Annotated in this window: 30 protein-coding genes; 24 read left to right on the top strand and 6 right to left on the bottom strand. The window is 39.1% G+C overall.

Features of this window, described 5'->3' with window-relative positions:
* Positions 1–22: 22 nt before the first annotated feature.
* Genes MK385_RS03055 through MK385_RS03045 form a run of 3 tightly spaced genes read left to right on the top strand, consistent with a single transcriptional unit; the run spans position 23 to position 2,153 of the window.
* The gene (locus MK385_RS03055) at positions 23–664 is read left to right on the top strand and encodes an amino acid ABC transporter permease (protein ID WP_268725257.1); all 642 of its coding nucleotides are present in this window, start codon (positions 23–25) and stop codon (positions 662–664) included.
* Positions 665–674: 10 nt separating this feature from the next.
* On the top strand, positions 675–1,304 hold the full coding sequence (locus MK385_RS03050; protein WP_268725256.1) for an amino acid ABC transporter ATP-binding protein: 630 nt from the start codon (positions 675–677) through the stop codon (positions 1,302–1,304).
* 9 nt (positions 1,305–1,313) lie between these two features.
* Complete coding sequence (locus MK385_RS03045; RefSeq protein ID WP_268725255.1) at positions 1,314–2,153, top strand: amino acid ABC transporter substrate-binding protein; 840 nt, start codon at positions 1,314–1,316, stop codon at positions 2,151–2,153.
* 73 nt (positions 2,154–2,226) lie between these two features.
* Here the strand turns inward: MK385_RS03045 and lysS are convergent, their stop codons facing one another.
* The 5 genes from lysS to MK385_RS03020 form a co-directional block, all read right to left on the bottom strand.
* Positions 2,227–3,717: a lysine--tRNA ligase gene (gene lysS / locus MK385_RS03040; protein WP_268725254.1), complete on the bottom strand. Its 1,491-nt coding sequence runs from the start codon at positions 3,715–3,717 to the stop codon at positions 2,227–2,229.
* A gap of 138 nt (positions 3,718–3,855) precedes the next feature.
* Positions 3,856–4,479: a histidine phosphatase family protein gene (locus tag MK385_RS03035; RefSeq protein WP_268725253.1), complete on the bottom strand. Its 624-nt coding sequence runs from the start codon at positions 4,477–4,479 to the stop codon at positions 3,856–3,858.
* Positions 4,479–4,961, bottom strand: coding sequence for an aminoacyl-tRNA deacylase (locus MK385_RS03030; protein ID WP_268725252.1), 483 nt, complete (start codon positions 4,959–4,961; stop codon positions 4,479–4,481). Before MK385_RS03030 ends, MK385_RS03035 begins: the two co-directional genes overlap by 1 nt.
* Positions 4,961–5,803: a DUF368 domain-containing protein gene (locus tag MK385_RS03025; RefSeq protein ID WP_268725283.1), complete on the bottom strand. Its 843-nt coding sequence runs from the start codon at positions 5,801–5,803 to the stop codon at positions 4,961–4,963. The genes MK385_RS03030 and MK385_RS03025 overlap by 1 nt, the downstream gene beginning before the upstream one ends.
* 106 nt (positions 5,804–5,909) lie before the next feature.
* Entirely contained in the window at positions 5,910–6,710 is an 801-nt protein-coding gene (locus MK385_RS03020) for a glycoside hydrolase family 25 protein (protein ID WP_268725251.1), read from the bottom strand.
* Positions 6,711–6,865: 155 nt separating this feature from the next.
* Here MK385_RS03020 and glmU point away from each other — a divergent pair, with 155 nt between their 5' ends.
* The 7 genes from glmU (at position 6,866) to MK385_RS02985 (ending at position 12,849) form a co-directional block, all read left to right on the top strand.
* The gene (gene glmU / locus MK385_RS03015) at positions 6,866–8,245 is read left to right on the top strand and encodes a bifunctional UDP-N-acetylglucosamine diphosphorylase/glucosamine-1-phosphate N-acetyltransferase GlmU (protein WP_268725250.1); all 1,380 of its coding nucleotides are present in this window, start codon (positions 6,866–6,868) and stop codon (positions 8,243–8,245) included.
* 9 nt (positions 8,246–8,254) lie between these two features.
* A complete protein-coding gene (locus MK385_RS03010; protein WP_084859990.1) occupies positions 8,255–8,800 on the top strand; it encodes an NUDIX hydrolase in 546 nt (181 codons plus the stop codon).
* Between the two features lie 11 nt (positions 8,801–8,811).
* Positions 8,812–9,123: a cell wall synthase accessory phosphoprotein MacP gene (gene macP, locus MK385_RS03005; RefSeq protein WP_000517872.1), complete on the top strand. Its 312-nt coding sequence runs from the start codon at positions 8,812–8,814 to the stop codon at positions 9,121–9,123.
* A gap of 15 nt (positions 9,124–9,138) precedes the next feature.
* Positions 9,139–9,831, top strand: a complete 693-nt coding sequence (locus MK385_RS03000; protein WP_268725249.1) for a 5'-methylthioadenosine/adenosylhomocysteine nucleosidase — start codon at positions 9,139–9,141, stop codon at positions 9,829–9,831.
* 76 nt (positions 9,832–9,907) lie between these two features.
* Positions 9,908–10,402 (top strand): chromosome segregation protein RocS, encoded by a 495-nt coding sequence (gene rocS, locus MK385_RS02995; protein WP_000021252.1) that lies wholly within the window; start codon positions 9,908–9,910, stop codon positions 10,400–10,402.
* A gap of 81 nt (positions 10,403–10,483) precedes the next feature.
* Positions 10,484–11,077: a 3'-5' exonuclease gene (locus tag MK385_RS02990; RefSeq protein WP_268725248.1), complete on the top strand. Its 594-nt coding sequence runs from the start codon at positions 10,484–10,486 to the stop codon at positions 11,075–11,077.
* Positions 11,078–11,085: 8 nt separating this feature from the next.
* The gene (locus MK385_RS02985) at positions 11,086–12,849 is read left to right on the top strand and encodes a glycerophosphodiester phosphodiesterase (RefSeq protein WP_268725247.1); all 1,764 of its coding nucleotides are present in this window, start codon (positions 11,086–11,088) and stop codon (positions 12,847–12,849) included.
* 38 nt (positions 12,850–12,887) lie between these two features.
* Here MK385_RS02985 and MK385_RS02980 read toward each other — a convergent pair whose 3' ends face one another.
* Positions 12,888–13,187 (bottom strand): YbaB/EbfC family nucleoid-associated protein, encoded by a 300-nt coding sequence (locus MK385_RS02980; RefSeq protein ID WP_000981515.1) that lies wholly within the window; start codon positions 13,185–13,187, stop codon positions 12,888–12,890.
* 186 nt (positions 13,188–13,373) lie between these two features.
* Between MK385_RS02980 and efeO the strand changes: the two genes are divergently transcribed.
* The 14 genes from efeO (at position 13,374) to MK385_RS02910 (ending at position 26,114) form a co-directional block, all read left to right on the top strand.
* A complete protein-coding gene (efeO, locus tag MK385_RS02975) occupies positions 13,374–14,246 on the top strand; it encodes an iron uptake system protein EfeO (RefSeq protein WP_268725246.1) in 873 nt (290 codons plus the stop codon).
* Positions 14,247–14,251: 5 nt separating this feature from the next.
* On the top strand, positions 14,252–15,466 hold the full coding sequence (gene efeB, locus MK385_RS02970) for an iron uptake transporter deferrochelatase/peroxidase subunit (RefSeq protein WP_268725245.1): 1,215 nt from the start codon (positions 14,252–14,254) through the stop codon (positions 15,464–15,466).
* The gene (locus MK385_RS02965) at positions 15,441–17,129 is read left to right on the top strand and encodes an FTR1 family iron permease (RefSeq protein ID WP_268725244.1); all 1,689 of its coding nucleotides are present in this window, start codon (positions 15,441–15,443) and stop codon (positions 17,127–17,129) included. Before efeB ends, MK385_RS02965 begins: the two co-directional genes overlap by 26 nt.
* Positions 17,130–17,861, top strand: coding sequence for a twin-arginine translocase subunit TatC (gene tatC, locus MK385_RS02960; RefSeq protein WP_268725243.1), 732 nt, complete (start codon positions 17,130–17,132; stop codon positions 17,859–17,861).
* Positions 17,845–18,015, top strand: a complete 171-nt coding sequence (locus tag MK385_RS02955; protein WP_000512108.1) for a twin-arginine translocase TatA/TatE family subunit — start codon at positions 17,845–17,847, stop codon at positions 18,013–18,015. The genes tatC and MK385_RS02955 overlap by 17 nt, the downstream gene beginning before the upstream one ends.
* 364 nt (positions 18,016–18,379) lie before the next feature.
* The gene (locus tag MK385_RS02950) at positions 18,380–19,087 is read left to right on the top strand and encodes an IspD/TarI family cytidylyltransferase (RefSeq protein WP_268725242.1); all 708 of its coding nucleotides are present in this window, start codon (positions 18,380–18,382) and stop codon (positions 19,085–19,087) included.
* A 4-nt stretch (positions 19,088–19,091) separates the two neighbouring features.
* On the top strand, positions 19,092–20,114 hold the full coding sequence (locus MK385_RS02945) for a ribitol-5-phosphate dehydrogenase (RefSeq protein ID WP_268725241.1): 1,023 nt from the start codon (positions 19,092–19,094) through the stop codon (positions 20,112–20,114).
* A 16-nt stretch (positions 20,115–20,130) separates the two neighbouring features.
* Entirely contained in the window at positions 20,131–20,988 is an 858-nt protein-coding gene (locus MK385_RS02940) for a phosphotransferase family protein (RefSeq protein ID WP_268725240.1), read from the top strand.
* A gap of 1 nt (position 20,989) precedes the next feature.
* Positions 20,990–21,868 carry a DMT family transporter gene (locus MK385_RS02935; RefSeq protein ID WP_000791841.1) on the top strand — a complete coding sequence of 293 codons (879 nt, stop codon included), beginning with the start codon at positions 20,990–20,992 and terminating at the stop codon, positions 21,866–21,868.
* 11 nt (positions 21,869–21,879) lie between these two features.
* Positions 21,880–22,569 carry a sugar phosphate nucleotidyltransferase gene (locus MK385_RS02930; protein WP_268725239.1) on the top strand — a complete coding sequence of 230 codons (690 nt, stop codon included), beginning with the start codon at positions 21,880–21,882 and terminating at the stop codon, positions 22,567–22,569.
* A gap of 190 nt (positions 22,570–22,759) precedes the next feature.
* Entirely contained in the window at positions 22,760–23,236 is a 477-nt protein-coding gene (locus MK385_RS02925; protein ID WP_268725238.1) for a PTS sugar transporter subunit IIA, read from the top strand.
* A 37-nt stretch (positions 23,237–23,273) separates the two neighbouring features.
* Positions 23,274–23,579 (top strand): PTS sugar transporter subunit IIB, encoded by a 306-nt coding sequence (locus MK385_RS02920; protein ID WP_000590551.1) that lies wholly within the window; start codon positions 23,274–23,276, stop codon positions 23,577–23,579.
* Positions 23,580–23,634: 55 nt separating this feature from the next.
* The gene (locus MK385_RS02915; RefSeq protein WP_268725237.1) at positions 23,635–25,110 is read left to right on the top strand and encodes a PTS galactitol transporter subunit IIC; all 1,476 of its coding nucleotides are present in this window, start codon (positions 23,635–23,637) and stop codon (positions 25,108–25,110) included.
* Between the two features lie 107 nt (positions 25,111–25,217).
* Complete coding sequence (locus MK385_RS02910; RefSeq protein ID WP_268725236.1) at positions 25,218–26,114, top strand: aldose 1-epimerase family protein; 897 nt, start codon at positions 25,218–25,220, stop codon at positions 26,112–26,114.
* The last annotated feature ends 243 nt before the right edge of the window (positions 26,115–26,357 follow it).

Raw genomic sequence — 26,357 nt, 5'->3', positions numbered from 1 at the left:
AATTATTTTTAGGAGGTGTAGTATGTCTTATCTATTCGAGATTTTACCGAGTTTATTGAACGGTGCAAATATGACAATTCAAGTCTTTGCTCTGGTCTTGATCTTTTCAATTCCTTTGGGTATTGTCGTTGCCTTTGCTTTACAAGTCCGCTGGAACCCCCTCCATTATCTAATTGACCTTTATATTTGGGTGATGCGAGGGACTCCCTTGCTCTTGCAATTAATCTTTATTTACTATGTGCTCCCTAGTATAGGCATTCGTTTGGATCGTCTTCCTGCAGCCGTGATTGCTTTTGTATTAAACTATGCAGCCTACTTTGCAGAAATCTTTCGGGGCGGTATTGAGACTATTCCGAAAGGACAGTACGAGGCTGCAAAAGTGTTGAAGTTTAGTCCGGTTGCAACAGTTCGTTATATCATTCTTCCTCAGGTGACAAAGATTGTCTTGCCGAGTGTCTTTAATGAAATTATGAGTTTGGTCAAGGATACTTCTTTAGTCTATGCCCTTGGGATTTCAGATTTGATTTTAGCTAGTCGTACAGCAGCCAATCGAGATGCTAGTCTTGTTCCTATGTTCTTAGCCGGGGCGATTTATTTGATTATGATTGGTCTTGTAACCATTGTAGCGAAAAAACTTGAGAAGAAGTACAGCTATTACAGATAGGAGGATTGCTATGTTAGAATTACGAAACATTAACAAGGCCTTTGCTGGCAAACAAATCTTAACCAACTTCAGCCTATCAATTCCTGAAAAGCAAATCCTTGCAATCGTAGGTCCATCAGGAGGCGGAAAGACAACCCTATTACGTATGCTAGCTGGGTTGGAAACCATCGATTCAGGGGAAATCTACTATAACGGAGAATCGCTAGCTATAGACGAGCTAGAAAAGCGCAATCTTCTGGGATTTGTTTTCCAAGATTTTCAACTCTTTCCGCATTTGTCAGTTCTAGATAACTTAACCTTGTCGCCCATAAAAAAGATGAGCATGGAGAAGGAAGTTGTTGAGAAGAAGGCGCGTGGTTTGTTAGAACAACTTGGGTTAGCTGGACATGCAGATGCCTTTCCATTCTCACTTTCAGGTGGGCAAAAACAACGGGTGGCCTTAGCGCGCGCCATGATGATAAACCCAGAAATTATTGGATATGATGAGCCTACATCAGCCTTAGATCCAGAGTTGCGATTGGAAGTGGAAAAACTTATCCTTCAAAATAAAGAGCGTGGCATGACTCAGATTGTTGTAACCCACGATCTTCAGTTCGCGGAAAACATTGCTGATCAGATCCTTAAGGTTGATCCAAAGTAGGAGGTGCCTATGAAGAGAAAGAAAATTGCCCTTGTACTTGCTCTGTTCTTTAGCTTCTTCCTGACAGCTTGTACTCAGAAGGCAAGTGATCCAAATCAGGATAATTGGGCCAAATATCAAAAACAGGGAAGCATTACCATTGGCTTTGACAATACCTTTGTTCCCATGGGATTTGAGGAAAAGAATGGCCAGTATGCGGGCTTTGATATCGACCTAGCCCAAGCTGTTTCTGAAAAGCTAGGAATTCAGATTAAATTTCAACCCATCGACTGGGATATGAAAGAAACCGAACTACAAAATGGTACCATTGATGCCATCTGGAATGGCTATACAGCAACAGATGAACGGAAAGAGAAGGTTGCTTTTACCATTCCTTACATGGAAAATCAACAAGTTTTGGTCTCTAAAAAGTCTCAAAATATCCACTCAGTTCAGGATATGACTGACAAAGTTTTAGGGGCCCAGGCTGGATCTTCTGGCTATTTGAATTTTGAAGGACAACCAGAACTACTCAAGAATCGAGTGAAAGACCAGAAGGCCAACCAATACCAAAGTTTCAATGAAGCCTTAATTGATTTGAAAAATGATCGGATTGATGCCTTGTTGATTGACAGGGTATATGCCAATTATTATCTCCAGTCTGAAGGGATATTAAATGACTACAATGTCTTTTCAGCTGGATTTGAAAGCGAAGCCTTTGCAGTGGGTGTTAGACCTGCTGATAAAACGTTGCTAGATGCCTTGAACCAAGCCTTTGTATCACTATACAAAGAAGGGAAGTTCCAGGAGATCAGTCAAAAATGGTTTGGAGAAGATGTGGCAACTAGTCAGGTTAAAAATCAAGAATAAGAAAAAGAGACTGAGTTTATCTCAGTCTCTTTTGATATTAAAAATCCTCTGACAATGGCCAGAGGATAAGAGCTTATTTCATTGTTGGGAAAAGCAATACATCACGGATAGTAGTTGTATCTGTGAGGAGCATGCAGAGGCGGTCGATACCGATTCCCAAACCACCAGTCGGTGGCATACCGTATTCAAGGGCCTCGATGTAATCGTAGTCGATACCAGTCGCTTCATCGTCCCCAAGTTCTTTAGCTTTAGCTTGGGCTTCGAAACGGCTAAGTTGATCGATTGGATCGTTCAACTCAGTAAAGGCATTACCGTATTCCTTGGTCATGATGAAGAGCTCGAAACGGTCAGTAAAGCGTTCGTCTTCAGGATTTTTCTTGGCAAGTGGAGATACTGCTACTGGATGTCCATAGACAAAGGTTGGTTGGATCAAGGTTTCTTCGACAAATTCTTCAAAGAAGGCATTGATGATGTGACCAACTTCAGTGTAATGTTTTTCAACTGGAACTTTCTTCTCAGTAGCGATAGATTTAGCTTCCTCGAAAGTCATGTCTTGCCAGAAGTCTACACCAGTAATTTCCTTGATAGCATCTACCATGTGAACACGTTTAAATGGTTCATTGATCTTAATTTCAGTACCTTGATAGTTAACTGGACCATCACCCTTAACTGCCTTAGCAGCGTGTTGGATAATACCTTCCGTCAAGTCCATGATATCTTGGAAATCTGCATAAGCTTGGTAAACCTCGATTGAAGTGAATTCAGGGTTATGTGTAGCATCCATACCTTCGTTACGGAAGATACGACCAATTTCATAGACACGTTCCATACCACCAACGATAAGACGTTTTAAGTGAAGCTCAGTCGCGATACGAAGTACCATATCGATATTTTGGGCATTGTGGTGAGTGATAAATGGACGAGCAGCAGCGCCCCCAGCTTCGTTGTGGAGAACAGGTGTTTCCACTTCAAGGAAACCTTTTTGGTCAAGGTAACGACGAATTTCAGAGATGATTTTTGAACGAGTGACAAAACGTTCAAAGCTTTCACGATTAGAAATCAAGTCAAGGTAACGTTTACGATAGATGGTTTCAACGTCTGTCAAACCGTGGAATTTCTCAGGAAGTGGGCGAAGTGCTTTAGACAAGTGAGTGATGTGTGTTGCCTTGATAGAGAGTTCACCCATATCCGTACGCATGACTTCTCCTTCGACACCGAGGAAGTCACCGAGGTCAGCCTTTTTGAAGATTTCGTAGTTTTCTTCACCGACTTCATCTTTACGAACGTAAATCTGAATTTGACCTTCACGATCTTGGAGATGGGCAAAGCCAACTTTCCCTTTACCACGTTTAGTTACTAAGCGTCCAGCGATAGTAGCAGTTTCATTTAGTTCATGTAATTGTTCTTTATCAAGTTCTGCAAATTTGTCTTTTAGTTCTTGAGAGTTAGCAGTACGTTCAAAACGTTTTCCGAAGGGATCGATTCCTTGTTCACGGAGCGCAGCCATTTTTTCACGGCGAACGATCTGCTGGTCATTTAGTTCTTCCATATGTTCTGTAGACATGGGTTCCTCCTAATTTTACTCAAAATTTGATACGATGAGTCATTTTTTGCGATACTCCCATTTTATCATAAATAGCAGAGAAATTCACGGATATTCTTTGAAAACTAAAAAGAACTTGACTATTAAGATCAAGTTCCATTATTTTTCTTGATAGGAAGTGTCATTCCATCTTTCCAGAGTGAAGGATTCAAAATCATCAGTTTCTAAAATTGTCAGACTAGCATTGGCCAAGCCTCCATCTTTGCGGAGGTGAGCCTCTTTATAGCCTAAGAGTGTACGCAGGCTAGCAGTGAGATTTGCCCCATGCCCGACAATCAAAATTCTTTCAGCCGAACTTTCTTTCAGAGATTTGATAAACTGAATGGTTCGCTGAGTCGTAGAGTAGAGAGATTCGGCTTCAAACATCCTCGTATCAAACTGAGCTAGATTAGAGCGAAAGGCCTTGATTTGTTGCGGGTAGATGGCATTGAGCGTAGCGATTTTTAATCCCTCTAGTTTGCCAAGTTGCCATTCACGTAGGTCAGGAATGCTCTTTAAAGGACAAGGGGCCTGGAGTTGACTTTGGATAATTTCAGCAGATTTAACGGCTCTGGGTAAATCACTAGAATAAATCGTATCAAAAGGAATTTCCTTGAGATACTGGCCAAGTTGTTTTAGTATGTCAATGGACTCTGGAAGAAGGGGAGAGTCGCCGCTAGCGCCTTGAAAACGTCCTTCAAGATTCCAGACAGTTCGACCATGACGAACAAAATAGAGTTTCATCAGTTGTTTTCCTCCAAGAGATCAGCAAAATCTGCTTTTACAAAGCTGGCTAAATCTTGAGGTCGGATGATAATACTGTGCCCGACTTCTCCAGCAGAGACAATCATTTGGTCCAAATCCAAAGCAGTCTGATCAATAAAAATGGGATAATTGTGTTTTTGGCGAATGCCGACGGGGTTATTAGCCCCATGAATATAGCCTGTCGTTTTTTCCAGATCTTTTTGAGGAATCATACTTACTTTTTTATTACCAGAAACCTTTGCTAGTTTTTTCTCAGCGAGGTGTTCTGTTATGGGGACGATTCCGATGATTGGGCCTGTCTTGTCTCCCAGTAGAGCCAAGGTTTTAAAGATATGTGTTCGATCATATTCCGAAGGAAGTTCACCCTCAAGCGCGTTTATTTGAATCCCTGTGTGTTCAATCCCTGCTTTGGTTAAGATTTGCTCGACAAGAGTTTTTTTAATCTTTACTTTTTTTGCCATTACTTATACTTATCCTCCAACTGACTCATCCAGATACCAAGCCAAATGCCAAGTGCAAAGAAGAAGGCGATGAGAACATAACTCACGATAGAAAGTCCAGTGTATTGGATACTTTCAGCACTTCCAGCATTTGGAATCAAAATCAAGAGGGTGCTTGATAGCACAATTCCAATAATAAAGTGATAAACACGGGAGTGGTAGTTGTTCAAGGCGTGGTCCATTAATTTTGAAAAAATGATGAGGGTTGCACCTGCACCAATCCCAATAGGAAGGAAGGTTCCAAATAAATCAAAGGTTTTAAAACCAGTTAGCATAGGAGCATAGAGTCCCAAAATCAAGAGTAGATTTGACGGACTTAAACCAGGTACCAAGACACCTAGTGCCAACAGAGCACCCGCTAAGATGAAACTAGCGAAACTGGCACTAAGAGACCCAACAACAAAATTTAGTGCGTATAGCCCGACACCCGAAAGGATAAAGGTGGCCCAGAACCAGACTAGGTCGATCTTATCACGATCAGATTCTCGAGTAGATTCTTTAAGGAGGCTAGGAACTGTACCGATGATAGCTCCAGCAAAACTCCATAAAACATAGACTTGGTAATTTTCTAGCAGATACTCAATTGGATAAGAAAACAAACCAATGCCTAGCAACATCCCGATTGCTACTGGGATAAAGTATAGGAAATTCTCTTTAAAATCCTTAAAAGGATGAGCTAGAAAGCTAATCATTCGCTCGTAAATTCCCAAAATAGCTGCCAGAACACCGCCAGAAATTCCAGGTAGGATAAATCCTAAGGCGATGACGATTCCCTTAATAACTCTTGCAATCCATGAAAACATCATAAAATCCTCAATTTCATAAAATTCTTTCTCTATTCTATCAATTATAACACAGACGAGAAGAAAATGAAAAAACAAGTGAAAAAGAGAGCAATTTTCACTTGTTTTATGGTCTTAAAAATAGTTTTCTGAAGGTTTCTTCTTTTTCCTTCAAGGTAGAAATGAGATTAATATCTAAATGATGTTCAAATCCAGCAATTCTTCCTTTTGAAGTATATTGATGGAGGTCATAGTCTAAATCAGTATTAGGCGTGGTTTCAAAGTAACCAGAATCTGTTCCATAGGATGGAATCCAGACAGCAGTGAACTTATCTGTATTGATACTGTGTTCTTGCATAAAATAAACACCGATGTAAATTCCGATATTTTTGGCGCCAAGGGATTCTAGTTTAGCCCTAAAAGCTTCAACACCTTCGTTCATATCAGACATTGTTTTCTCTTCAACATCAAGCCAGTAGTAACTAGGGTTGTATGGAGAAGCAGCGTTGTAGAAAACCTCAGCAGCTTTTTCCATTTCTTCCTTGCTGGGGCTAGCTAGATAGGCATAGACTCCAACTGGGACATTACGCTTTTGAAATTCTGTAATATGACTTTTATAGGCTTTATCGATACCATTGGCATAAGCCGCATCATTTTTTTCAGTATGTTGAGCCCCATTGTGGACGCGAACAATAACACCAGAAATATTTTGAGACAAGGTATCGTAGTTGATTTCCTCAGGTCTTTGCCAACCAGAGACATCAATGATAGGTTTGTCAAGATTATGCAAGGCCTGATTTTCAACCTGGACTGCATTGGGTTTTGACTTGACAGGATGGTCTTCATAAGTTGGTCTATTGAGGATCAAAATAGCTATAAATATAGTAAATAAAGTAAAAATAATAGCTGGATGAATCTTTTTTCTCATATCTAAATAGTTTAACGTAAATAGATAAAAAAATCAAAGAAAACATCGAAAAAAGTGAATAAATGGGCGTCTTTTCCCTATTTCTCTGTTTGTTTACTCCTAAGAAACTAAATTATGGTATAATATAAGGGAATTTCTAGAGAAAAGAGAAGATTATGTCAAATTATGCCATTATTTTAGCAGCGGGTAAAGGTACTCGCATGAAATCAGATCTTCCAAAGGTACTTCATAAAGTAGCTGGAATTTCGATGTTAGAACATGTTTTTCGTAGTGTTGGTGCTATTCAACCTGAAAAAACAGTCACTGTAGTTGGTCACAAGGCTGAGCTAGTTGAGCAAGTATTGGCTGGTCAGACAGACTTTGTTACCCAATCAGAACAACTAGGAACTGGGCATGCTGTCATGATGGCGGAGCCTATTCTCCAAAATCGTACTGGCCACACCTTGGTTATCGCTGGGGATACTCCTCTGATCACAGGTGAAAGTTTGAAAAACCTCTTGGATTTCCATATCAACCACAAAAATGTGGCAACTATTTTAACAGCTGAAGCAGCTGATCCTTTTGGATATGGTCGAATTGTCCGCAACGATAACGCAGAAGTTCTTCGTATTGTTGAGCAAAAAGATGCCTCTGACTTTGAAAAGCAAATCAAGGAAATCAATACAGGAACTTATGTATTTGACAATGAACGTCTTTTTGAAGCTCTTAAAAACATCAACACCAACAATGCCCAAGGTGAGTACTATATTACTGACGTGATTGGTATTTTCCGTAATGCGGGTGAGAAGGTTGGCGCCTATACTCTCAAAGATTTTGATGAAAGTCTTGGGGTAAATGACCGTGTGGCTCTTGCGACTGCGGAAGCAGTGATGCGTCGTCGTATCAATCAAAAGCACATGGTTAATGGTGTTAGCTTTGTCAATCCTGAAGCAACATACATCGACATTGATGTTGAGATTGCTCCGGAGGTACAAATTGAAGCCAACGTTACCTTGAAAGGTCAAACGAAGATTGGTGCGGAGACTATTTTAACAAATGGAACTTATATCGTAGATAGTACCGTTGGAGCTGGAGCCGTGATTACCAACTCTATGATTGAGGAAAGTACAGTTGCAGATGGTGTGACAATCGGTCCTTATGCCCATATTCGTCCAGGCTCAAGTCTTGCTTCTCAAGTTCACATTGGAAACTTTGTTGAAGTAAAAGGATCTTCAATCGGTGAAAATACCAAGGCGGGTCATTTGACTTATATTGGAAACTGTGAAGTGGGTAGCAACGTTAATTTTGGTGCAGGAACTATTACAGTCAACTACGATGGCAAAAATAAATACAAAACTGTCATTGGCAATAATGTCTTTGTTGGCTCAAACTCAACTATTATTGCTCCTGTAGAACTTGGGGATAATTCTCTGGTTGGAGCGGGTTCAACTATTACCAAGAATGTTCCTGCTGATGCCATTGCTATCGGCCGTGGACGACAAGTTAATAAAGATGAGTACGCAACACGCTTACCTCATCATCCGAAGAACCAGTAGGAGTTTGTCATGGAATTTGAAGAAAAAACGATTAGTCGGAAGGAAATCTATCAAGGTCCTATTTTCAAACTGGTGCAAGATCAGGTAGAACTGCCAGAAGGCAAAGGTACTGCCCAACGTGATTTAATTTTTCACAATGGAGCTGTTTGTGTTCTAGCTGTGACAGCTGAGGATAAAATTGTACTTGTTAAGCAATATCGGAAGGCCATCGAGGCTGTTTCTTATGAGATTCCTGCTGGTAAACTAGAACTTGGTGAAAATGCGGATCCAATGGCAGCAGCTCTTCGGGAATTAGAAGAAGAGGTTGCCTACACAGCAAAGTTAGAACTCTTATACGATTTCTATTCTGCGATTGGATTTTGTAATGAAAAACTAAAACTCTACCTTGCTAGTGATTTGATCAAGGTGGAAAATCCTCGCCCACAAGATGATGATGAAACCTTGGAAGTCCTAGAAGTAAGTCTAGAGGAAGCCAAGAACCTGATCCAGTCAGGTCATATCTGTGATGCCAAGACCATTATGGCGATTCAGTACTGGGAACTACAAAAGAAATAGAGGAGCAACCCATGGGAAAACCTTTATTAACAGACGAAATGATTGAACGTGCCAATCGTGGTGAGAAAATCTCAGGACCACCTCTTCAAGATGATGAGGAAACAAAGATCCTACCAACATCTTCACAACATTTTGGTTATTCACGCTCTAGAGACCACGGTTTTAGTCAAGATACACTTACAATCGAAGTAGAGCCAACGATTCATAAGAGTCGCCGCATTGAGAATACCAAGAGAAATGTTTTTAATTCGAAACTCAATCGCATCTTGTTTGCAGTTATCCTACTTTTGATTTTGTTAATTTTAGCGATGAAACTCTTGTAATTGAAAGGACTTGAAATGAAAATTGGAATCATTGCTGCCATGCCAGAAGAACTCCTACATTTGACTCAGAATTTGGACAAACCTAAAGAAGTCCAAGTCCTTGGAAATACTTACTACACTGGCTCTGTTGTCAATACAGAAGTCGTTCTAGTTCAGAGTGGGATTGGAAAGGTCATGTCGGCTATGAGTGTAGCTATTCTAGCTGACCATTTTCAGGTAGAAGCTATCATCAATACAGGATCAGCAGGTGCTCTTGCCGAAGGGATTGCTGTGGGAGATGTAGTGATTGCGGATAAGTTGGCTTACCATGATGTGGATGTGACTGCTTTTGGTTATGCTTATGGCCAAATGGCTGGTCAACCTCTTTACTTTGAATCCGATAAGAACTTTATCGCTAGGATTAAAGAGAATTTATCTAAATTAGAACAGAACTGGCACCTAGGATTGATTGCTACAGGGGACAGTTTTATAGCTGGAGATGATAAGATTGCTAGTATCAAATCCCACTTTCCTGATGTGTTAGCAGTTGAAATGGAAGGGGCTGCTATTGCACAAGCAGCTCAGGCTCTTGGCCTACCTTTCCTAGTCATTCGTGCCATGAGTGACAATGCCAATCACGAGGCCTCAATCTCTTTTGATGAGTTCATTATCGAAGCTGGACGTCGTTCTGCCCAAGTCTTACTAGCCTTTTTAAAGGCCTTGGATTAAGCGGAAATTTGACAGTTTATCTAGCTTATGATAAGATTTAAATAAAGAAAAGCTAGAAAACGTTTCAGAGGATATTATGAGTATTGAAATGACCGTCAGTGAGATTGCAGAGGTCTTAGGACTATCTCGTCAAGCAATCAACAACCGTGTCAAAGAACTTCCAGAAGAGGACACGAAAAAGAACGACAAAGGTGTAACTGTTGTTACTCGAAGTGGCTTGATTAAGCTAGAAGAAATTTATAAAAAAACGATTTTTGAAGATGAACCAGTCAGTGATGATGTCAAACAACGTGAACTGATGGAAATCTTGGTCGATGAGAAAAATGCTGAAATTCTTCGTTTGTATGAGCAGCTCAAGGCAAAAGACCGCCAGTTATCAGAAAAAGATGAACAGATGCGCATTAAAGACCGCCAGATTGCTGAAAAGGACAAACAGTTGGACCAACAGCAACAGTTAACTCTTCAAGCGATGAAGGATCAAGAAACCTTGAAACTCGAGTTGGACCAAGCAAAAGAAGAAGTCCAAGCAACCAAAAAAGGCTTTTTTGCTCGCCTTTTTGGAGGAAAATAAAGAAGCTGTTTGGGTTACTCACTAACCTAATGGCTTCTTTTATTATTTATAGTTTAGTTTGGGTAGTAATTGAGGTAAATAATGGAAAAATTAAGAGATTATATCGCCTTTGATTTGGAATTCAATCAACACGAGGGGGTCACCCATTTAATTCAAGTATCAGCAGTCCGCTTTCAAGATGGACAAGAAAGTGCTGCTTTTGACTCTTATGTTCATACTACAGCCCCTTTAAAGAGTTTTATCAATGGTTTGACTGGAATCACGGCTGAAACCTTGAAAGATGCGCCAAAGGTAGAACAAGTTTTAAAGGACTTTCAGGCATTTGTTGGCGACTTACCTATCGTTGGTTACAATGCAGCTAAGAGTGATTTGCCTATTCTCTTGGAGCATGGTATTGATTATCGTGACCAGTATAAGGTTGATCTATATGAAGAGGCTTTTGAACGTCGTAGTTCTGACTTACACGGGATAGCCAACCTTAAATTGCAAACTGTAGCGAATTTTTTAGGCTTTCACGGGAAGTCTCATAACAGTTTAGAGGATGCCCGCATGACGGCGCGTGTTTACGAAGCTTTTTTGGAATCGGATGAAGGAAAGCTATTAATAGATGACCAGAGTAGTTTTTCTATGAATAATCCTTTCGGTGGCTTAGATTTATCCCAATTTTTAGACTAGGAGTGCCTATGAAACCTGAAAAACCTAAAAAGCTAGGTTTTAGGAAGATATACTATAACCTAGATAAGATTTTATTTCTATTTTTCTTGATATTTATGATGGTTGAGTTTGTCTGGCTACCATTGAATTCATGGATTGCTGGCATGCTTCTGAGACAAACTGGTTACTTGTTTATCTCCTACAATAACTTTTGGGCGATTATACAAGGCTCGCCTTTTATCAGTTTAGCCTTTCTTATCTTAATTGCAATCAATCTCCTGGTTGCCTATTTCCAGATCTGTCTTTTGTTTATCGGGGCTCGTCACCTTCTCTATCATGAAAAGAGAACTTTAATTGAGTACAGTAGAAAAGTATTTCACCAGAGCTTTCTATTCGTTAAGCGATTGAGCTTTTGTAAGATGGCTTTTGTCTTTTTTTACATTGCTATGCTTTTCCCGTTCATCCGTAAGATCTTAAAAATCTATTACCTCAACAAAATTATTATCCCGGATTTTATTGTGAATTATTGGGAAGGTAAGCATTGGCTGGTAGGACTGATTTTCATAGCATCCGCTTGGATCTTACTCTATATTTCTGTCAGATTTATGTTTGCCCTGCCTAAGATTCTCTTTGAAAGAAAGACAGTAAGAGAAAGTGTGAAATATAGTCTCCAAAAGACGAAGAAAAACGTTCTTTTCTTCTCTTGGCATCTTTTACTCATTATCATTAAAACCTATTTCTTCTTCTTTGGTTTGTTAATTCCCTTGCTTTTTGCGCAAGCAGTGATGGATAATCTAACTCAAAAAGAATCCTTGATTCTCGGTGTGATTAATTTTGTCTTGATTAAAAATTTCCATTACATGACCTTGACTTATTTCCTAGTGAAGTTTGTTTCCTTCCTGACAGGAGAGGAGTTGGAGATCATGCCAAGGAGAAAGAAAGATCATCTGATGAGATGGGGTGTCATGGGGTGTGCAAGTATCATTTTTGCCATAGAAGGCTACGTTTATCTGGAATCTCCGGATACCAATACACCTTTAGTGATTTCGCACAGAGGAGTAAGTAATGAAAACGGTGTTCAAAATACTGTGCAGTCTTTAGAAAAAACAGCTCAACTAAAACCAGATCTCATCGAAATGGATGTGCAGGAAACGAAAGACGGTCAGTTCGTGATGATGCACGATGCTAACCTCAAAAATTTAACAGGTATTAATGCTACACCGCAAGATTTGACTCTGGATGAATTAACAAATACAGATATTTACGAGAATGGTTATCAAACAAAGATTTCAAGCTTTGATGCCTATTTAGAGCGTGCAAATGCCTTAAACCAAAAATTGCTGATTGAGATTAAGACCAGTAAAAAAGATAGTCCGCAAATGATGGACCATTTCCTCGAAAAGTATGGAGCGACTATCAAGAAATATGGGCATCAGATGCAATCACTAGACTATCATGTGATTGATAAAGTGTTGACTTATGATTCTGAAATTCCAGTTTACTTTATTCTTCCCTATAACAGTATCTTCCCAAGAACCAAGGCAACTGGTTACACGATGGAGTACTCGACTTTGGATGAATACTTTGTCAATAAACTCTGGACAACTGATCAGAGACTCTATGTTTGGACCGTAAATGGTTCGGAGGCATTTGATAAAGCAGTTCGTCTCGGTGCAGATGGTATGATTACTGATGATCTTGAAATGGTCCAATCACAAGTCACAATGGCTCAAGACGATCCGGAATATACGGAATTACTCTTAAAGAAAGCAATGGAATTCTTTGATTTCTAAGAAAAAAAGAGAAACAGATGTTTCTCTTTTTTTGTGGATTAGAAAGGCAATTTTCCAGCGAAAGCCCCTAGTTTCTTCTTAGTCGTTTCATCAATTTGTTCAAGTGCAGCGTTAATCGCCTGAGCAGTCATATCTGAAAGTGTTTCGAGATCTTCTGGATCTACAACTGCTGGGTTAAAGTCAATGCTGACAACTTTTTTGTCACCAGTTAAGGTCGCTTGGACAAGGTCCTGAGCAGATTTTCCTACAAATTCCATGGCAGCGAGTTCTGCTTGGCTTTGTTCCATTTGTTTTTGAAGTTTTTGTGCTTGGCGCATCATGTTTTGCATGTTCATCATGGCGGTTTACAGTTTCCTTTTTCTATTATTTTCCTTTTTATTTTAACAATTTTAGGATTAAAAGTCTATTATTAGTTTTAGATAGCTAACATTAAATTTTCTGACAATTTATTGAAAAATGAGGAAATACATGTTATAATAGAGCGTAAAATAAATTCGGGTCTTCTGAACCAATAGGAGTATACAATGAAAAAACTAGGTTTTGTCCTTTTATCTTCAGCCTTGCTATTGACTGCTTGTGCTAATAATCAATCTCAGCCAAGCAACACAAGTGATTCCTCTAAGGTAACAGCCTTGTCTGAAGACAAGCAAAAAATGCTTGATAAGGCTACTGCTGACTATAAGAATTTTGTACAAGAGCAAATTGATAAACTTTTGACAGATACGGAAGGCTTTGTCAAACTGTTGAAAGAAGGCAAATTAGAAGAGGCTAAGAAGGTTTATCCACTGATTCGTATGTCTTATGAGCGTTCAGAACCGATTGCTGAAAGCTTTGGTGAGTCAGATGTCAAGATTGACTTTCGTTTGGCTGACTACGTAGATGAAAATAAGACTGAGGAAGGTTGGTCAGGTTTCCACCGTATCGAGCGTATCCTTTGGGAAGAAAATACAACTAAGGGAACTGAAAGTTATGGCGATCAACTAGTCAATGATATCAAAGAATTGAAGGCTAAGATTGCAACTGTGGATGTGGACTACAAGGTTATGTTGACTGGAGCAGTTGACTTGCTTAATGAAGTAGCGACAAGCAAGATTACAGGTGAAGAAGAAATTTATTCTCATACAGACTTGTATGACTTCCGTGCCAATATTGAAGGTGCTGAGAAGATTTTCCAACTCTTTAAACCTTTACTAGAAAAATCAGATGCTGATTTAGTTAAAGAATTGGAAGCAGATTTCAAGTCTGTTAATAGCTTGTTGGACAAACATATGACGGACAAGGAGCACTACAAACTTTATACAGACTTAACAAAAGAAGACACCAAGGAATTGGCTGAAGCCGTGACAAAACTTGGTGAACCTCTATCACAAATGGGCAAATTTCTTGATGGAGAATAAGCAGTATGACTAAGAAAGACGAAAATTTTTTTGAGAAAAAAATGGACCGTCGAGAATTTCTAAAAAAAGCGGGTATTGGAGGTGCTGGACTAGCTCTAGGTCTCTCCGGTGCCTCCGCTTTTTTAGCACCTAGGTTAGACAAGCAGGAAAAAATCTCGTACGGTAATGAAAAGATTGACTTTTATGGGAAACACCAAGCGGGTATCACGACCCCTATGCAGAAGAATATTTATTTTGTTGTTCTAGATTTGCATACGACAGATAAGGATAAGATTATCCAGTTGTTCAAGGATTGGACGGATTATAGTGCCAAGTTGGTCGAGGGGGAATTGGTTAAAAAAGATGGTCCGAATGCCCTCTTGCCACCTAGTGACACTGGAGAAACCGTGGGGCTAAATCCTCATCGTTTAACGCTGACTTTTGGTGTATCTGCTAGTTTCCTGAAAAAGATGAAATTAGAGCAAAAACGTCCTCAACTTTTTAAGGATTTACCTCCCTTCCCAAAAGAGCAACTACGTGAAAAATATACTGGGGGAGATATTGTTATCCAAGCCTGTGCAGATGACGAGCAAGTTGCTTTTCATGCTATTCGCAACCTTATCCGTAAAGGGAGAAAAGCGGTGATTCTCCGTTGGAGCCAATCTGGTTTTGCTGCTATTGGAGATCGTCTGGAGACACCACGTAACCTTTTTGGTTTCAAGGATGGAACAGCTAATGTGACCAAAGAGAAGGATTTTGACCGAGTTGTCTGGGCTGATAGCAAGGACTGGATGGAAAATGGATCCTATATGGCTGTTCGCCGCATCCAGATGTTTCTCGATACTTGGGATCGAACCAATCTTGAAGAGCAAGAAAATACCTTTGGTCGCTACAAGGAAAGTGGCGCTCCCTTTGGTAAGAAGAATGAGTTTGATGAAGTCGATTTGAGTCTTTTACCAGATGATTCGCATGTTCGATTAGCCAAAGAGGTAGATAAGCCACTCTTACGACGATCCTATTCATACTCAGATGGCATTGATGAAAAGACTGGACAATTTGACACGGGTTTACTCTTTATTTCTTTCCAAAAGGATCCAGATCATTTTGTCAAGGTTCAAACCAACCTCGGAGCTACAGACAAGATGAATGAGTATGTAACACACATCGGTAGTGGTCTTTTTGCCTGCTTTGGTGGAATAGAGAAAGGAGGCTATATTGGTCAGAAATTATTGGAAGACTAACATTTGTTTCTTGGCTTTATCTTTTCTCTTGCTAGCTATTTCTCCAGTTAGTGCGAAGGAAAGTCTGAGTTCTTATTTTGTAAAGATTACGGATGCCTCTCAGGCTTTAAAAAATGGAAATCGGGCAGAAGCCAAGGCCCTAGTTAGAGAAATGGCGATGGATTTTGAAACAGTAGAACATGCTGATTCAGAAGCTGGAAAGGTTGTCAAAGAGAAACTTGCTCTGACAGGAGATATAAGTGAGGAAAATCTGACACAGATTTCATCTGCTCTTCTTGCATTTGAGAAAGAGCAAAATCCAGTAGATCTTGATGCTGAAAAAGAAAAGCTTGTTAGTCGACTAAGACCGCGTTTTGAGGTTCTGGATAAGGCAATTACTTCAAAAGATATAGAGCAAATCCGAGAAGCTTATAAAAAGATGAATTCAACCTGGACGATCAATGAGAGTGTTGTCCGTGACAACAGTACAGCTCATTATGGTCAAGTAGAAACAGCTATTTCTTTCTTACGGAGTAGTATCGAAACAGAGCCGACAGATTATAATGCAATTCAGACTTCTTTTAATGACTTGAAAACTGCTATTGATAACTTTGTGGCTGGCAAAGAAGTCGCAGAAGCATCTTCTGATTTAAGTCTCAAAGACGGTATTGCCCTTTTGAAGAAGGCTTTGGAACAATTCCAAGCTGGTGACCAAGCATCAGGAGCAGCTAGTATGAAGGAATTCATCACTATCTGGCCAACGATTGAGGGTTCTGTTAGCACGACCAATCCTTCCCTCTATACACGAGTTGAAAGTGAAAGCCCTGTGATTATGGTCAAGGGAAGTGAGAAGGAATATCAAGAAAAATTAGAAAAACTGATTGCAGATTTATCACAAATTGATACCAGCGCACGTTATAATGCCTTTGATGCTATGCTCATTCTCCTGAGAGAAGGGGTAGAGGCTCTCTTAATCGTCATGGCCTTGGTGACGACCTTGAAAGCAGCCAAGATGCGTAAAGGACTCAAGTGGGTTTATGGTGGTGCTATCACTGGAATTATGGCTAGTCTCCTTATTGCTTTTATCCTGCAAATTGCCTTTCCAGCAGTGACATCAGGCTCCAATCGTGAAATCATTGAAGGATCTGTTGGTATTTTTGCAGTAGTGATGATGATTTTGATCGGTATCTGGCTTCACAGTAAATCCTCGGTCAAAAAATGGAATGACTTTATGGATTCACAGATGAAAACGGTGACCAGGACAGGTTCTTTCATTTCCATGTTTGCTCTTAGTTTTCTAGCTGTTTTTCGTGAAGGGGCAGAGACCATACTATTTTATGTAGGAATTTTACCGAGAATATCTCGTTTTGAGTTTATCCTAGGTATTTCTCTGGCTTTGTTAGTCTTGCTGATTATTGCATTTCTGATGAACAAGGCGAGTCAATTTTTCCTACCTCATAAGGTCTTCTTCCTACTGACGTGGATGATTTATGCTCTTGCTTTCAAGATGTTAGGTGTTAGCGTACATGCTCTCCAGCTGACCAATATGGCACCTAACCACTTATTACCAGGTTTCCCTACTATCGACATATTGGGTATCTATCCAAGTTGGGAAGGTTTAGGAAGTCAGCTAGTCTTTTTGATAATTGTTTTGGCTGTCACATTGAGACAGGGTGAAAAGTAGATGGATACAAAAGAATTGACAATTATTGAACATCTGGTAGAATTTAGAAAGAGATTCATTGCTGTTATAGCCTGCTTTTCTATAGTCTTCTGTGGAGCTTTATTGTTTGCAGATCAGCTTTACTACTATCTAACTCAGTCCTTTAATCAAAAGTTGATTGTATTAGGTCCAAATGATATTTTGTGGATTTATTTTCGCTTAGCGAGTCTAATGTCCTTTACTATTACGCTACCTTTTACAGTTTATCAGATTTGGAGTTTTGTCAAACCAGGGTTGAAAATCGAAGAAGCAAGAGCAATCTTTGCCTATATTCCAGCTAGTTTTATTTGCTTTCTACTTGGACTAGCCTTTGGATTCTACTTTGTAACGCCTGCCTTACTTCAAGTGCTTTTAGGACTTGGGGAAGGATTATTTGAAACTCAATTAACAGCGCAGAACTACATAGACTTTGTTTTTCAAACAACTATCCCTTTGGCGTTCATCTTTGAATTGCCTGTCATCATCGCTTTTTTAACGACGATTGGCTTGATTGGACCAGGGCTCTTAGTTACCTATAGACGTTATGCCTACTTTATTTTATTGGTACTCGCTGTTATTTTGACACCAGCTGATTTTATTAGCGATCTAGCCATGACAATTCCTTTAATCTCGCTCTATGAGCTTAGTATTGTAATTAGCAAGAGGATAATAAAGAAAAAAATGAAAGGAGAAAAGAATGGGAATCTTACGTGATATCGGTGCTCCAGGATTGATTATCATTGTTCTAGGTGCACTCTTAATCTTTGGACCAAAACGTTTACCAGAACTGGGTGAATCAATTGGTAAAATGCTGTCTGAGTTTAAAAAGGCAGTTAAAGGAGCTGGTGACCAAGATCAGGAAAAGTAAACTACTCCGTCATCATACATAAAAACAAGAAAGTTAGGAACTGTAGTTGTCTAGACAAATTTGAACAGTTTCCTAACTTATTTTTGTATTCTAAAAAATGTGTTTAAGTTTTCTTTAAGGTTTGTATTATATTCTAAAGAACTCTATGTTAACCGAACGTTAAATGGATAATATAGAGGATAACTTATTTTTATTTCTTAATTTGTTATGGTCTTTCCAGATTTAGTAACACATTGTTCACTTTTTAACTTAAATGATGTGTTGATTAGACTAAATGACGCTCTGTCTTTTCTTCATGATAAAGATAGATTGTGATATAATAGATGGTAATGAGTTTTTTAGAATAAACTAAAGGAGAATATAAATGATCTATGCAGGAATCCTAGCCGGAGGAACTGGCACACGCATGGGAATCAGTAATTTACCAAAACAATTCTTGGAGTTGGGTGATCGACCTATTTTGATCCACACAATCGAAAAATTTGTTTTGGAACCAAGTATTGAAAAAATTGTAGTTGGAGTTCATGGAGACTGGGTGTCACACGCTGAGGACCTAGTTGACAAGTATCTTTCTCTCCACAAGGATCGCATCATCATTACCAAGGGTGGTGCTGATCGCAATACCAGTATCGAGAAGATTATTGAAGCTATTGATGCCTATCGTTCAATCACTCCAGAAGATATTGTGATTACCCACGACTCTGTTCGTCCTTTTATCACACTTCGCATGATTCAGGACAATATAAAACTGGCGCAAAATCATGATGCGGTTGACACAGTAGTAGAAGCAGTTGATACCATTGTTGAAAGTACCAATGGTCAGTTTATCACTGATATTCCAAATCGTGCTCACCTCTATCAAGGTCAAACACCTCAGACATTCCGCTGCAAGGATTTCATGGATTTGTATGGTTCCCTATCTGACCAAGAAAAGGAAATTCTGACGGATGCATGTAAGATTTTTGTTATCAAAGGAAAGGATGTTGCCCTAGCTAAAGGGGAATATTCAAACCTTAAAATCACGACTGTGACGGACTTGAAAATCGCGAAAAGCATGATTGAGAAAGACTAAGGCTATGATTAATCAAATTTATCAACTGACCAAACCAAAGTTTATCAATGTAAAATATCAAGAAGAAGACATTGATCAGGAGAATCATATCCTGATTCGTCCAAATTATATGGCGGTTTGTCATGCGGATCAACGTTACTATCAAGGAAAACGCGATCCAAAGATATTGGCTAAAAAGCTTCCTATGGCCATGATACACGAATCTTGTGGGACTGTTATTTCAGATCCAACTGGGACTTATGAAGTTGGTCAAAAGGTAGTTATGATTCCCAATCAACCGCCGATGCAGAGTGACAAGGAATTCTACGAGAACTACATGACAGGAACCTACTTCCTATCTAGTGGCTATGATGGCTTTATGCGAGAATTTGTTTCTCTTCCCAAAGATCGTGTTGTGTCTTATAATGACATTGAGGACACAGTTGCCGCCATTACCGAATTTGTGAGTGTCGGTATGCATGCTGTGGATCGATTCCTGCATCTTGCTCATAGCAAGCGAGAGCGCATCGCTGTTATTGGAGATGGTAGTTTGGCGTTTGTGGTTGCCAATATTATCAATTACACACTACCGGAAGCAGAGATTATCGTTATTGGTCGCCATTGGGAAAAATTGGAGCTCTTCTCTTTTGCAAAAGAGTGCTATATCACGGATAATATCCCAGAGGATTTGACCTTTGATCATGGATTTGAGTGTTGCGGTGGTGATGGTACAGGCCCTGCTATCAATGACCTGATTCGTTATATTCGCCCACAGGGAACGATTCTCATGATGGGAGTGAGCGAGTACAAGGTTAATATCAATACGCGAGACTCTTTAGAAAAAGGTTTATTATTGGTCGGTTCGTCTCGTTCAGGACGTGTCGATTTTGAGAAGGCCATTCAAATGATGGAAGTCAAAAAGTTTGCGAATCGTCTGAAGAATATCCTTTATGTTGAAGAGCCTGTGAGGGAAATCAAGGACATTCATTGTGTCTTTGCTACAGACCTAAATACTGCTTTTAAAACAGTATTCAAGTGGGAAGTGTAGATGATGGAGGTTAATTGTGGAGAAACTCATCAAAGAAAAAATTTCTTCTTTACTATCTGAAGAAGAGGAAGTACTCAGTGTCGAACAGCTGGGAGGCATGACCAACCAAAACTATTTGGTCAAAACAACCAACAAACAGTATATTGTGAAATTTTTTGGTAAAGGGACTGAAAAACTCATCAATCGTCAAAATGAAAAGTACAATCTTGAACTTTTAGAGGATTTAGATTTAGATGTCAAAAATTACCTCTTTGATATTGAGTCAGGGATTAAAGTAAATGAATACATCGAATCGGCAGTAACTCTTGATTCAACATCTATCAAGTCCAAGTTTGAAAAGATTGCACCAATTTTACAAACCATCCACGCTTCAGGGAAAGAATTAAGAGGAGAATTTGTTCCCTTTGAGGAAATCAGCAAATATGAATCCTTGATTGAGGGAAATATCTCTTACGCTAATTATGAAGCTGTGAGAAAAGAAGTATTCTTGCTAGAGAAGAGATTGACTGATTTGGGTGTTGATAGAAAGTCCTGTCATATCGATTTGGTACCAGAAAACTTTATCGAGTCACCACAAGGTCGTTTGTATTTGATTGACTGGGAATACTCTTCTATGAATGACCCGATGTGGGATTTGGCAGCACTTTTCTTAGAGTCTGAATTTACAAAGCAAGAGGAAGATGCTTTCCTTTCCTACTATGAGAGTGACAAAACGCCTGTGTCACGTGAGAAGATTCGTATCTATAAAATCTTGCAAGATACTATCTGGAGTTTGTGGACAGTGTACAAAGAAGCTCAAGGAGCTGACTTTGGAGATTACGGTGTCAATCGTTACCAAAGAGCTGTCGAAGGTTTGACTTATTATGGAGGTTAGGATGAAGAATAAAAATGGTGTTTCTTTTGGTCTGCTCTCTGGTATATTCTGGGGATTAGGTCTAACGATTAGTGCTTATATCTTTTCAATTTTTACAAATCTTTCGCCTTTTGTTGTGGCTGCCGCTCATGATTTCTTGAGTATCTTTATCTTGTTAGCTTTTCTTTTGGTAAAAGAAGGAAAAGTTCGCCTCTCTATTTTCTTAAATATTCGAAATGTGAGTGTTATAATCGGTGCTTTGCTAGCAGGACCAATTGGTATGCAAGCCAATCTTTATGCGGTTAAATATATTGGTAGCTCTCTAGCTTCATCTGTATCAGCTATTTACCCAGCAGTTTCAGTTTTACTCGCCTTCTTCATTTTGAAACACAAGGTTTCAAAGAATACAGTATTTGGTGTTTTCTTGATTATTGCAGCGATCATTGCTCAAACCTACAAGGTTGAACAAGTTAACTCGTTTTACATTGGAATTCTTTGTGCCCTTGTCTGTGCAATTGCTTGGGGGAGTGAAAGTGTTCTCAGCTCCTATGCTATGGAAAGTGATTTAAGTGAAATTGAAGCCTTGTTAATCCGACAAGTAACCTCATTCTTGTCCTATCTTGTGATTGTGCTCTTTTCTCACCATTCATTTGCAGAAGTAGCAGATGGGCAGTTACTAGGCCTCTTGCTTGTCTTTGCGGCCTTTAACATGATTTCCTACTTAGCTTATTATATCGCCATTAATCGTTTGCAACCTGCGAAAGCGACAGGTTTGAATGTGAGCTATGTAGTTTGGACTGTCTTATTTGCAGTTGTTTTCTTGGGTGCACCGCTAGATATGCTGACAATCATCACTTCACTTATTGTTATGGCTGGTGTTTATATTATTATTAAAGAATAAAGGAGATTCGTGTGAAAGCGATTATTTTGGCAGCGGGCTTAGGAACTCGTCTGCGCCCTATGACTGAAAATACCCCAAAAGCTTTGGTTAAGGTTAATCAAAAACCTTTGGTAGAATATCAAATTGAATTTTTGAAAGAGCGAGGAATTGATGAGATTATCATTGTTGTCGGCTACCTCAAAGAACAATTTGACTACCTAAAAGAAAAATATGGTGTCCGTTTAGTCTTTAATGACAAGTACGCAGATTACAACAATTTTTACTCACTTTATCTAGTAAAAGAAGATTTGGCTAACAGCTACGTCATCGATGCAGATAACTATCTTTTCAAAAATATGTTTCGAAACGATCTTAAACGTTCTACCTATTTTAGCGTTTATCGTGAAGACTGTACGAACGAGTGGTTCTTGGTTTACGGTGATGACTACAAGGTTCAAGATATCATTGTTGATAGCAAGGCTGGTCGCATTCTGAGCGGAGTTTCATTCTGGGATGCACCAACTGCTGAGAAGATTGTTGGCTTTATTGAGAAAGCTTACGAAAGTGGTGAATTTGTTGATCTCTACTGGGACAACATGGTTAAGGATAATATCAAAGAATTGGATGTCTATGTCGAAGAATTAGAAGAAAATAGCATCTATGAAATTGATAGTGTAAAAGATTACCATAAGTTAGAAGAGATTTTATCTACTATTAAGTAAGGAAAGAGAAGAAGGCTTGGGCCTTCTTTTTTTGTGTATTTTATAACAACAATGTTTGATATTGATTGTATTCTTTAAATGAAACAAAAATTACAAAAAAATGAACAAAATAAAACAAAAATTATTGACAACGATTTCATATAGTGTTATACTTATTACATAAAAGATAATTGAAAGAAGGGAAAATGTTATGGGATTAGATCATTTCTTTGACAAAGACCTAGTGTTTTGCTTAGAAGCGGATAATCAAGAACAACTCTTTGATCAGGTAGCAAGCTTGTTGGAAGAACGAGAAATTGTAACTCCAACTTATCGTGAAGCCTTGATCACGCGTGAAAAGTCATTTCCAACTGGTTTAGATATGGAATTTCTAGGAAAGGACTTGCCAAATGTAGCGATTCCTCATACAGATATTGTTCATAATCTAGCTGAGAAAGTAGTGGTTGTTCGATTAGAAAAACCAGTAACTTTTCACAATATGATAGCTCCTGATAAGGAAGTAGCAGTATCCCTACTCTTCTTTATCATTAACAACTCAAGTTCAAGTCAAACAAATATTCTGGCTCAGTTGATGGACTTTTTCACAGGAAATGGACATCTAGAAGATTTATCAAAAATTTCCGAACCAGAAAAACTTTATGCTTACATTGCTGAAGCAACCGCTTAATCTTGTCTATTAAAATATAAAATCGGAGGAAATCCAAATGATTAAAATTCTTGCTGCCTGCGGTGCAGGTGTTAACTCAAGTCACCAAATTAAAAGTGCTCTAGAAGAAGAACTTTCAAACCGTGGTTATGACGTTCACTGTGATGCAGTCATGGTGAAAGATGTAAACGAAGACCTTATCAAGGGCTACGATATCTTTACACCAATCGCTGCAACTGACCTTGGTTTTGAACCAGGTATTCCAGTAATTGAAGCTGGACCAATCTTGTTCCGTATTCCAGCGATGAGCGCTCCAGTATTTGACAATATTGAAGCAGCTATCAAAGAACATGGACTAAGCTAATTTATTCTTTATCTTGTTAACATTCATATAACTAAAAAAAACGGGAGGAACTATTATGGATGTCATTATCAATCTGGCCAACGATATCTTTAAACCTATCTTGGCTATGGGTGGCCCTATCATCATGCTGATCATTTTGACAGTATTGGCCCTACTCTTTGGAGTGAAATTCTCCAAAGCGCTTGAAGGTGGTATCAAGCTTGCTATCGCTCTTACTGGTATCGGTGCCATCATCGGTATGCTCAACGGAGCTTTCTCAGCATCACTTGCGAAATTCGTTGAAAATACTGGTATCCAATTGAACATCACCGACGTTGGTTGGGCACCACTTGCAACCATCACTTGGGGTTCTGCATGGACACTTTACTTCTTGCTTGTAATGTTGATTGTCAACGTTGTGATGCTTGCTATGAAGAAAACGGACACACTTGACGTCGACATCTTCGATATCTGGCACTTGTCAATCACTGGTCTTTTGATCAAATGGTATGCTGACAACAACGGTGTAAGCCAAGGGGTTTCACTCTTCATCGCGACAGCAGCAGTAGTACTTGTAGGTATTTTGAAGATCATCAACTCTGACCTGATGAAACCAACTTTCGACGACCTTCTTAACGCACCAAGTTCATCACCAATGACTTCAACACACATGAACTACATGATGAACCCAGTTATCATGGTCTTGGATAAGATCTTCGATAAAGTTTTGCCAGGTCTTGATAAATATGACTTTGACGCTGCAAAATTGAACAAGAAAATCGGTTTCTGGGGATCTAAATTCTTCATCGGTTTCATTCTTGGTATCGTTATTGGTTTGATGGGAACTCCACATCCAGTTGCTGGAGTAGAAGATGCGTCTTCATGGGAACTTGTTATTAAAGGTTGGTTGAGCCTTGGGTTGACTGCCGGTGTCTGCTTGGAGCTCTTCTCACTTATCGGATCTTGGTTCATCGCAGCCGTAGAACCACTTTCACAAGGTATTACAAACGTTGCTACTAAACGTCTTCAAGGACGTAAATTCAACATCGGTCTTGACTGGCCTTTCATCGCTGGTCGTGCTGAAATCTGGGCTTGTGCCAACGTACTTGCACCAATCATGTTGATTGAAGCAGTGCTTCTTTCAAACGTAGGAAATGGTATCTTGCCTCTTGCAGGTATCATCGCCATGGGTGTAACCCCAGCTCTCTTGGTTGTTACTCGTGGTAAATTGCTCCGTATGATCATCTTTGGAACACTCTTGTTGCCACTCTTCCTTCTTTCAGGTACTCTTATCGCTCCATTTGCAACTGAACTTGCTAAAGGTGTAGGAGCCTTCCCAGAAGGTGTGAACCAATCTCAATTAATTACTCACTCAACTCTTGAAGGACCAATTGAAAAACTATTTGGTTGGGCAATCGGTAATGCTACAACAGGTGATATCAAAGCAATCCTTGGTGCAGTAGTCTTCCTTGTATTCTATGTAGGTATCTTTGCTTGGTATAGAAAACAAATGATCAAACGTAACGAAGAATACGCAGCAAATGCTAAATAATTCGCTCCTATAAAATGTAAATTGTGAAAACTAGGTTGTTAATTTCCTATATTGGGAGTGGTAACCTAGTTTTTTATATAAAGATCTAAAAATAGTTGGAGAATATTATGGTAATTGAAATCAAATCAGACCAGTTAACGGTCCAGTTTAAAACCTTAGGTGGCGCCTTATCGTCGATCAAGGATCGAGAAGGCATTGAGTATCTGTGGCAAGGAGATGGCACTTACTGGAGTGGACAAGCGCCAGTACTTTTTCCAATCTGTGGCTCTTTAAGAGAAGATACAGCCTTCTACAGTCACGAAGATGGAACGGAGACGAAAGGAAACATTCCTCGTCATGGTTTGGTCCGTAAAAAAGAATTTGAATTAGTTGATCAAACTGAAAAAAGCGTAACTTTTGCTATCGAAGATGATGAGAATATTTATCAAAACTATCCTTATCATTTTCGCCTTGAAATCACTTATCTAGTGACTGGCAAGACTGTACGTACTCAATACAAAGTCCTTAATAAAGAAACGAATAAAGTAATGCCATTCTTTATAGGAGGACATCCAGGATTTAATTGTCCTCTACTTGATGACGAAGTCTATGAAGATTACTATTTAGAGTTTGAAAAAGAAGAAACTTGTTCTGTTCCCCGCCCTTTCCCAGAAACTGGACTCTTAGACTTCCAAGATAGAAGTCCATGGTTGGATTCTCAAAAGGAAGTGAATCTCAGTTACAATCTGTTTAGTGTTGATGCAGTGACGCTCGATGAGTTGCAATCAAGAACAATTGCGCTTCGTTCGCGGAAGCATGAGAAGGGATTAAAAGTACACTTCCAAGAGTTTCCACATCTCATCATTTGGTCTACCCTAAATAAAGGCCCTTTCATCGCTTTTGAACCTTGGTCAGGCTTATCAACTTCACTTGAAGAAGGAAATCATTTAGAAGATAAGAAGAATGTTCGTCTCTTAGAACCAGGTCAAGTTGATCAGATTGGTTTTGATATTGAAATATTTTAGATAAAAAACCACAAAAACAAACATTTGGTGTTGACTTTTTATGAAAATAGGAGTATATTATGTTTGTAAACAACAAATGATGTTTGTAACAAACAAATAATTACTTGTTATATTCTCTTTCGAAGAGAGAGTTTGTTTCTAGGAAATTGATTTCCTGGACTTGGATAAGGTGTTATTCATCTCATTCAATCAAATTTGTCAATAAACTGCTAGAAAGCCTTTTGTAGGTAAACTGCTAGCTAT

The organism is Streptococcus oralis, assembly GCF_026782125.1.
Taxonomy (GTDB): Bacteria; Bacillota; Bacilli; order Lactobacillales; family Streptococcaceae; genus Streptococcus; species Streptococcus oralis_CE.
The sequence above is the reverse complement of the archived record's forward strand: the minus strand, read 5'-3'. Positions and strand labels throughout refer to the sequence as shown.

Bases quoted from the DNA above. Each gene is read 5' to 3' on its own strand.
- MK385_RS03055 (WP_268725257.1), top strand. From the start codon at position 23: ATGTCTTATCTATTCGAGATTTTACCGAGTTTATTGAACGGTGCAAAT.
- MK385_RS03050 (WP_268725256.1), top strand. From the start codon at position 675: ATGTTAGAATTACGAAACATTAACAAGGCCTTTGCTGGCAAACAAATC.
- MK385_RS03045 (WP_268725255.1), top strand. From the start codon at position 1,314: ATGAAGAGAAAGAAAATTGCCCTTGTACTTGCTCTGTTCTTTAGCTTC.
- lysS (WP_268725254.1), bottom strand. From the start codon at position 3,717: ATGTCTACAGAACATATGGAAGAACTAAATGACCAGCAGATCGTTCGC.
- MK385_RS03035 (WP_268725253.1), bottom strand. From the start codon at position 4,479: ATGAAACTCTATTTTGTTCGTCATGGTCGAACTGTCTGGAATCTTGAA.
- MK385_RS03030 (WP_268725252.1), bottom strand. From the start codon at position 4,961: ATGGCAAAAAAAGTAAAGATTAAAAAAACTCTTGTCGAGCAAATCTTA.
- MK385_RS03025 (WP_268725283.1), bottom strand. From the start codon at position 5,803: ATGTTTTCATGGATTGCAAGAGTTATTAAGGGAATCGTCATCGCCTTA.
- MK385_RS03020 (WP_268725251.1), bottom strand. From the start codon at position 6,710: ATGAGAAAAAAGATTCATCCAGCTATTATTTTTACTTTATTTACTATA.
- glmU (WP_268725250.1), top strand. From the start codon at position 6,866: ATGTCAAATTATGCCATTATTTTAGCAGCGGGTAAAGGTACTCGCATG.
- MK385_RS03010 (WP_084859990.1), top strand. From the start codon at position 8,255: ATGGAATTTGAAGAAAAAACGATTAGTCGGAAGGAAATCTATCAAGGT.
- macP (WP_000517872.1), top strand. From the start codon at position 8,812: ATGGGAAAACCTTTATTAACAGACGAAATGATTGAACGTGCCAATCGT.
- MK385_RS03000 (WP_268725249.1), top strand. From the start codon at position 9,139: ATGAAAATTGGAATCATTGCTGCCATGCCAGAAGAACTCCTACATTTG.
- rocS (WP_000021252.1), top strand. From the start codon at position 9,908: ATGAGTATTGAAATGACCGTCAGTGAGATTGCAGAGGTCTTAGGACTA.
- MK385_RS02990 (WP_268725248.1), top strand. From the start codon at position 10,484: ATGGAAAAATTAAGAGATTATATCGCCTTTGATTTGGAATTCAATCAA.
- MK385_RS02985 (WP_268725247.1), top strand. From the start codon at position 11,086: ATGAAACCTGAAAAACCTAAAAAGCTAGGTTTTAGGAAGATATACTAT.
- MK385_RS02980 (WP_000981515.1), bottom strand. From the start codon at position 13,187: ATGATGAACATGCAAAACATGATGCGCCAAGCACAAAAACTTCAAAAA.
- efeO (WP_268725246.1), top strand. From the start codon at position 13,374: ATGAAAAAACTAGGTTTTGTCCTTTTATCTTCAGCCTTGCTATTGACT.
- efeB (WP_268725245.1), top strand. From the start codon at position 14,252: ATGACTAAGAAAGACGAAAATTTTTTTGAGAAAAAAATGGACCGTCGA.
- tatC (WP_268725243.1), top strand. From the start codon at position 17,130: ATGGATACAAAAGAATTGACAATTATTGAACATCTGGTAGAATTTAGA.
- MK385_RS02955 (WP_000512108.1), top strand. From the start codon at position 17,845: ATGGGAATCTTACGTGATATCGGTGCTCCAGGATTGATTATCATTGTT.
- MK385_RS02950 (WP_268725242.1), top strand. From the start codon at position 18,380: ATGATCTATGCAGGAATCCTAGCCGGAGGAACTGGCACACGCATGGGA.
- MK385_RS02945 (WP_268725241.1), top strand. From the start codon at position 19,092: ATGATTAATCAAATTTATCAACTGACCAAACCAAAGTTTATCAATGTA.
- MK385_RS02935 (WP_000791841.1), top strand. From the start codon at position 20,990: ATGAAGAATAAAAATGGTGTTTCTTTTGGTCTGCTCTCTGGTATATTC.
- MK385_RS02925 (WP_268725238.1), top strand. From the start codon at position 22,760: ATGGGATTAGATCATTTCTTTGACAAAGACCTAGTGTTTTGCTTAGAA.
- MK385_RS02920 (WP_000590551.1), top strand. From the start codon at position 23,274: ATGATTAAAATTCTTGCTGCCTGCGGTGCAGGTGTTAACTCAAGTCAC.
- MK385_RS02915 (WP_268725237.1), top strand. From the start codon at position 23,635: ATGGATGTCATTATCAATCTGGCCAACGATATCTTTAAACCTATCTTG.
- MK385_RS02910 (WP_268725236.1), top strand. From the start codon at position 25,218: ATGGTAATTGAAATCAAATCAGACCAGTTAACGGTCCAGTTTAAAACC.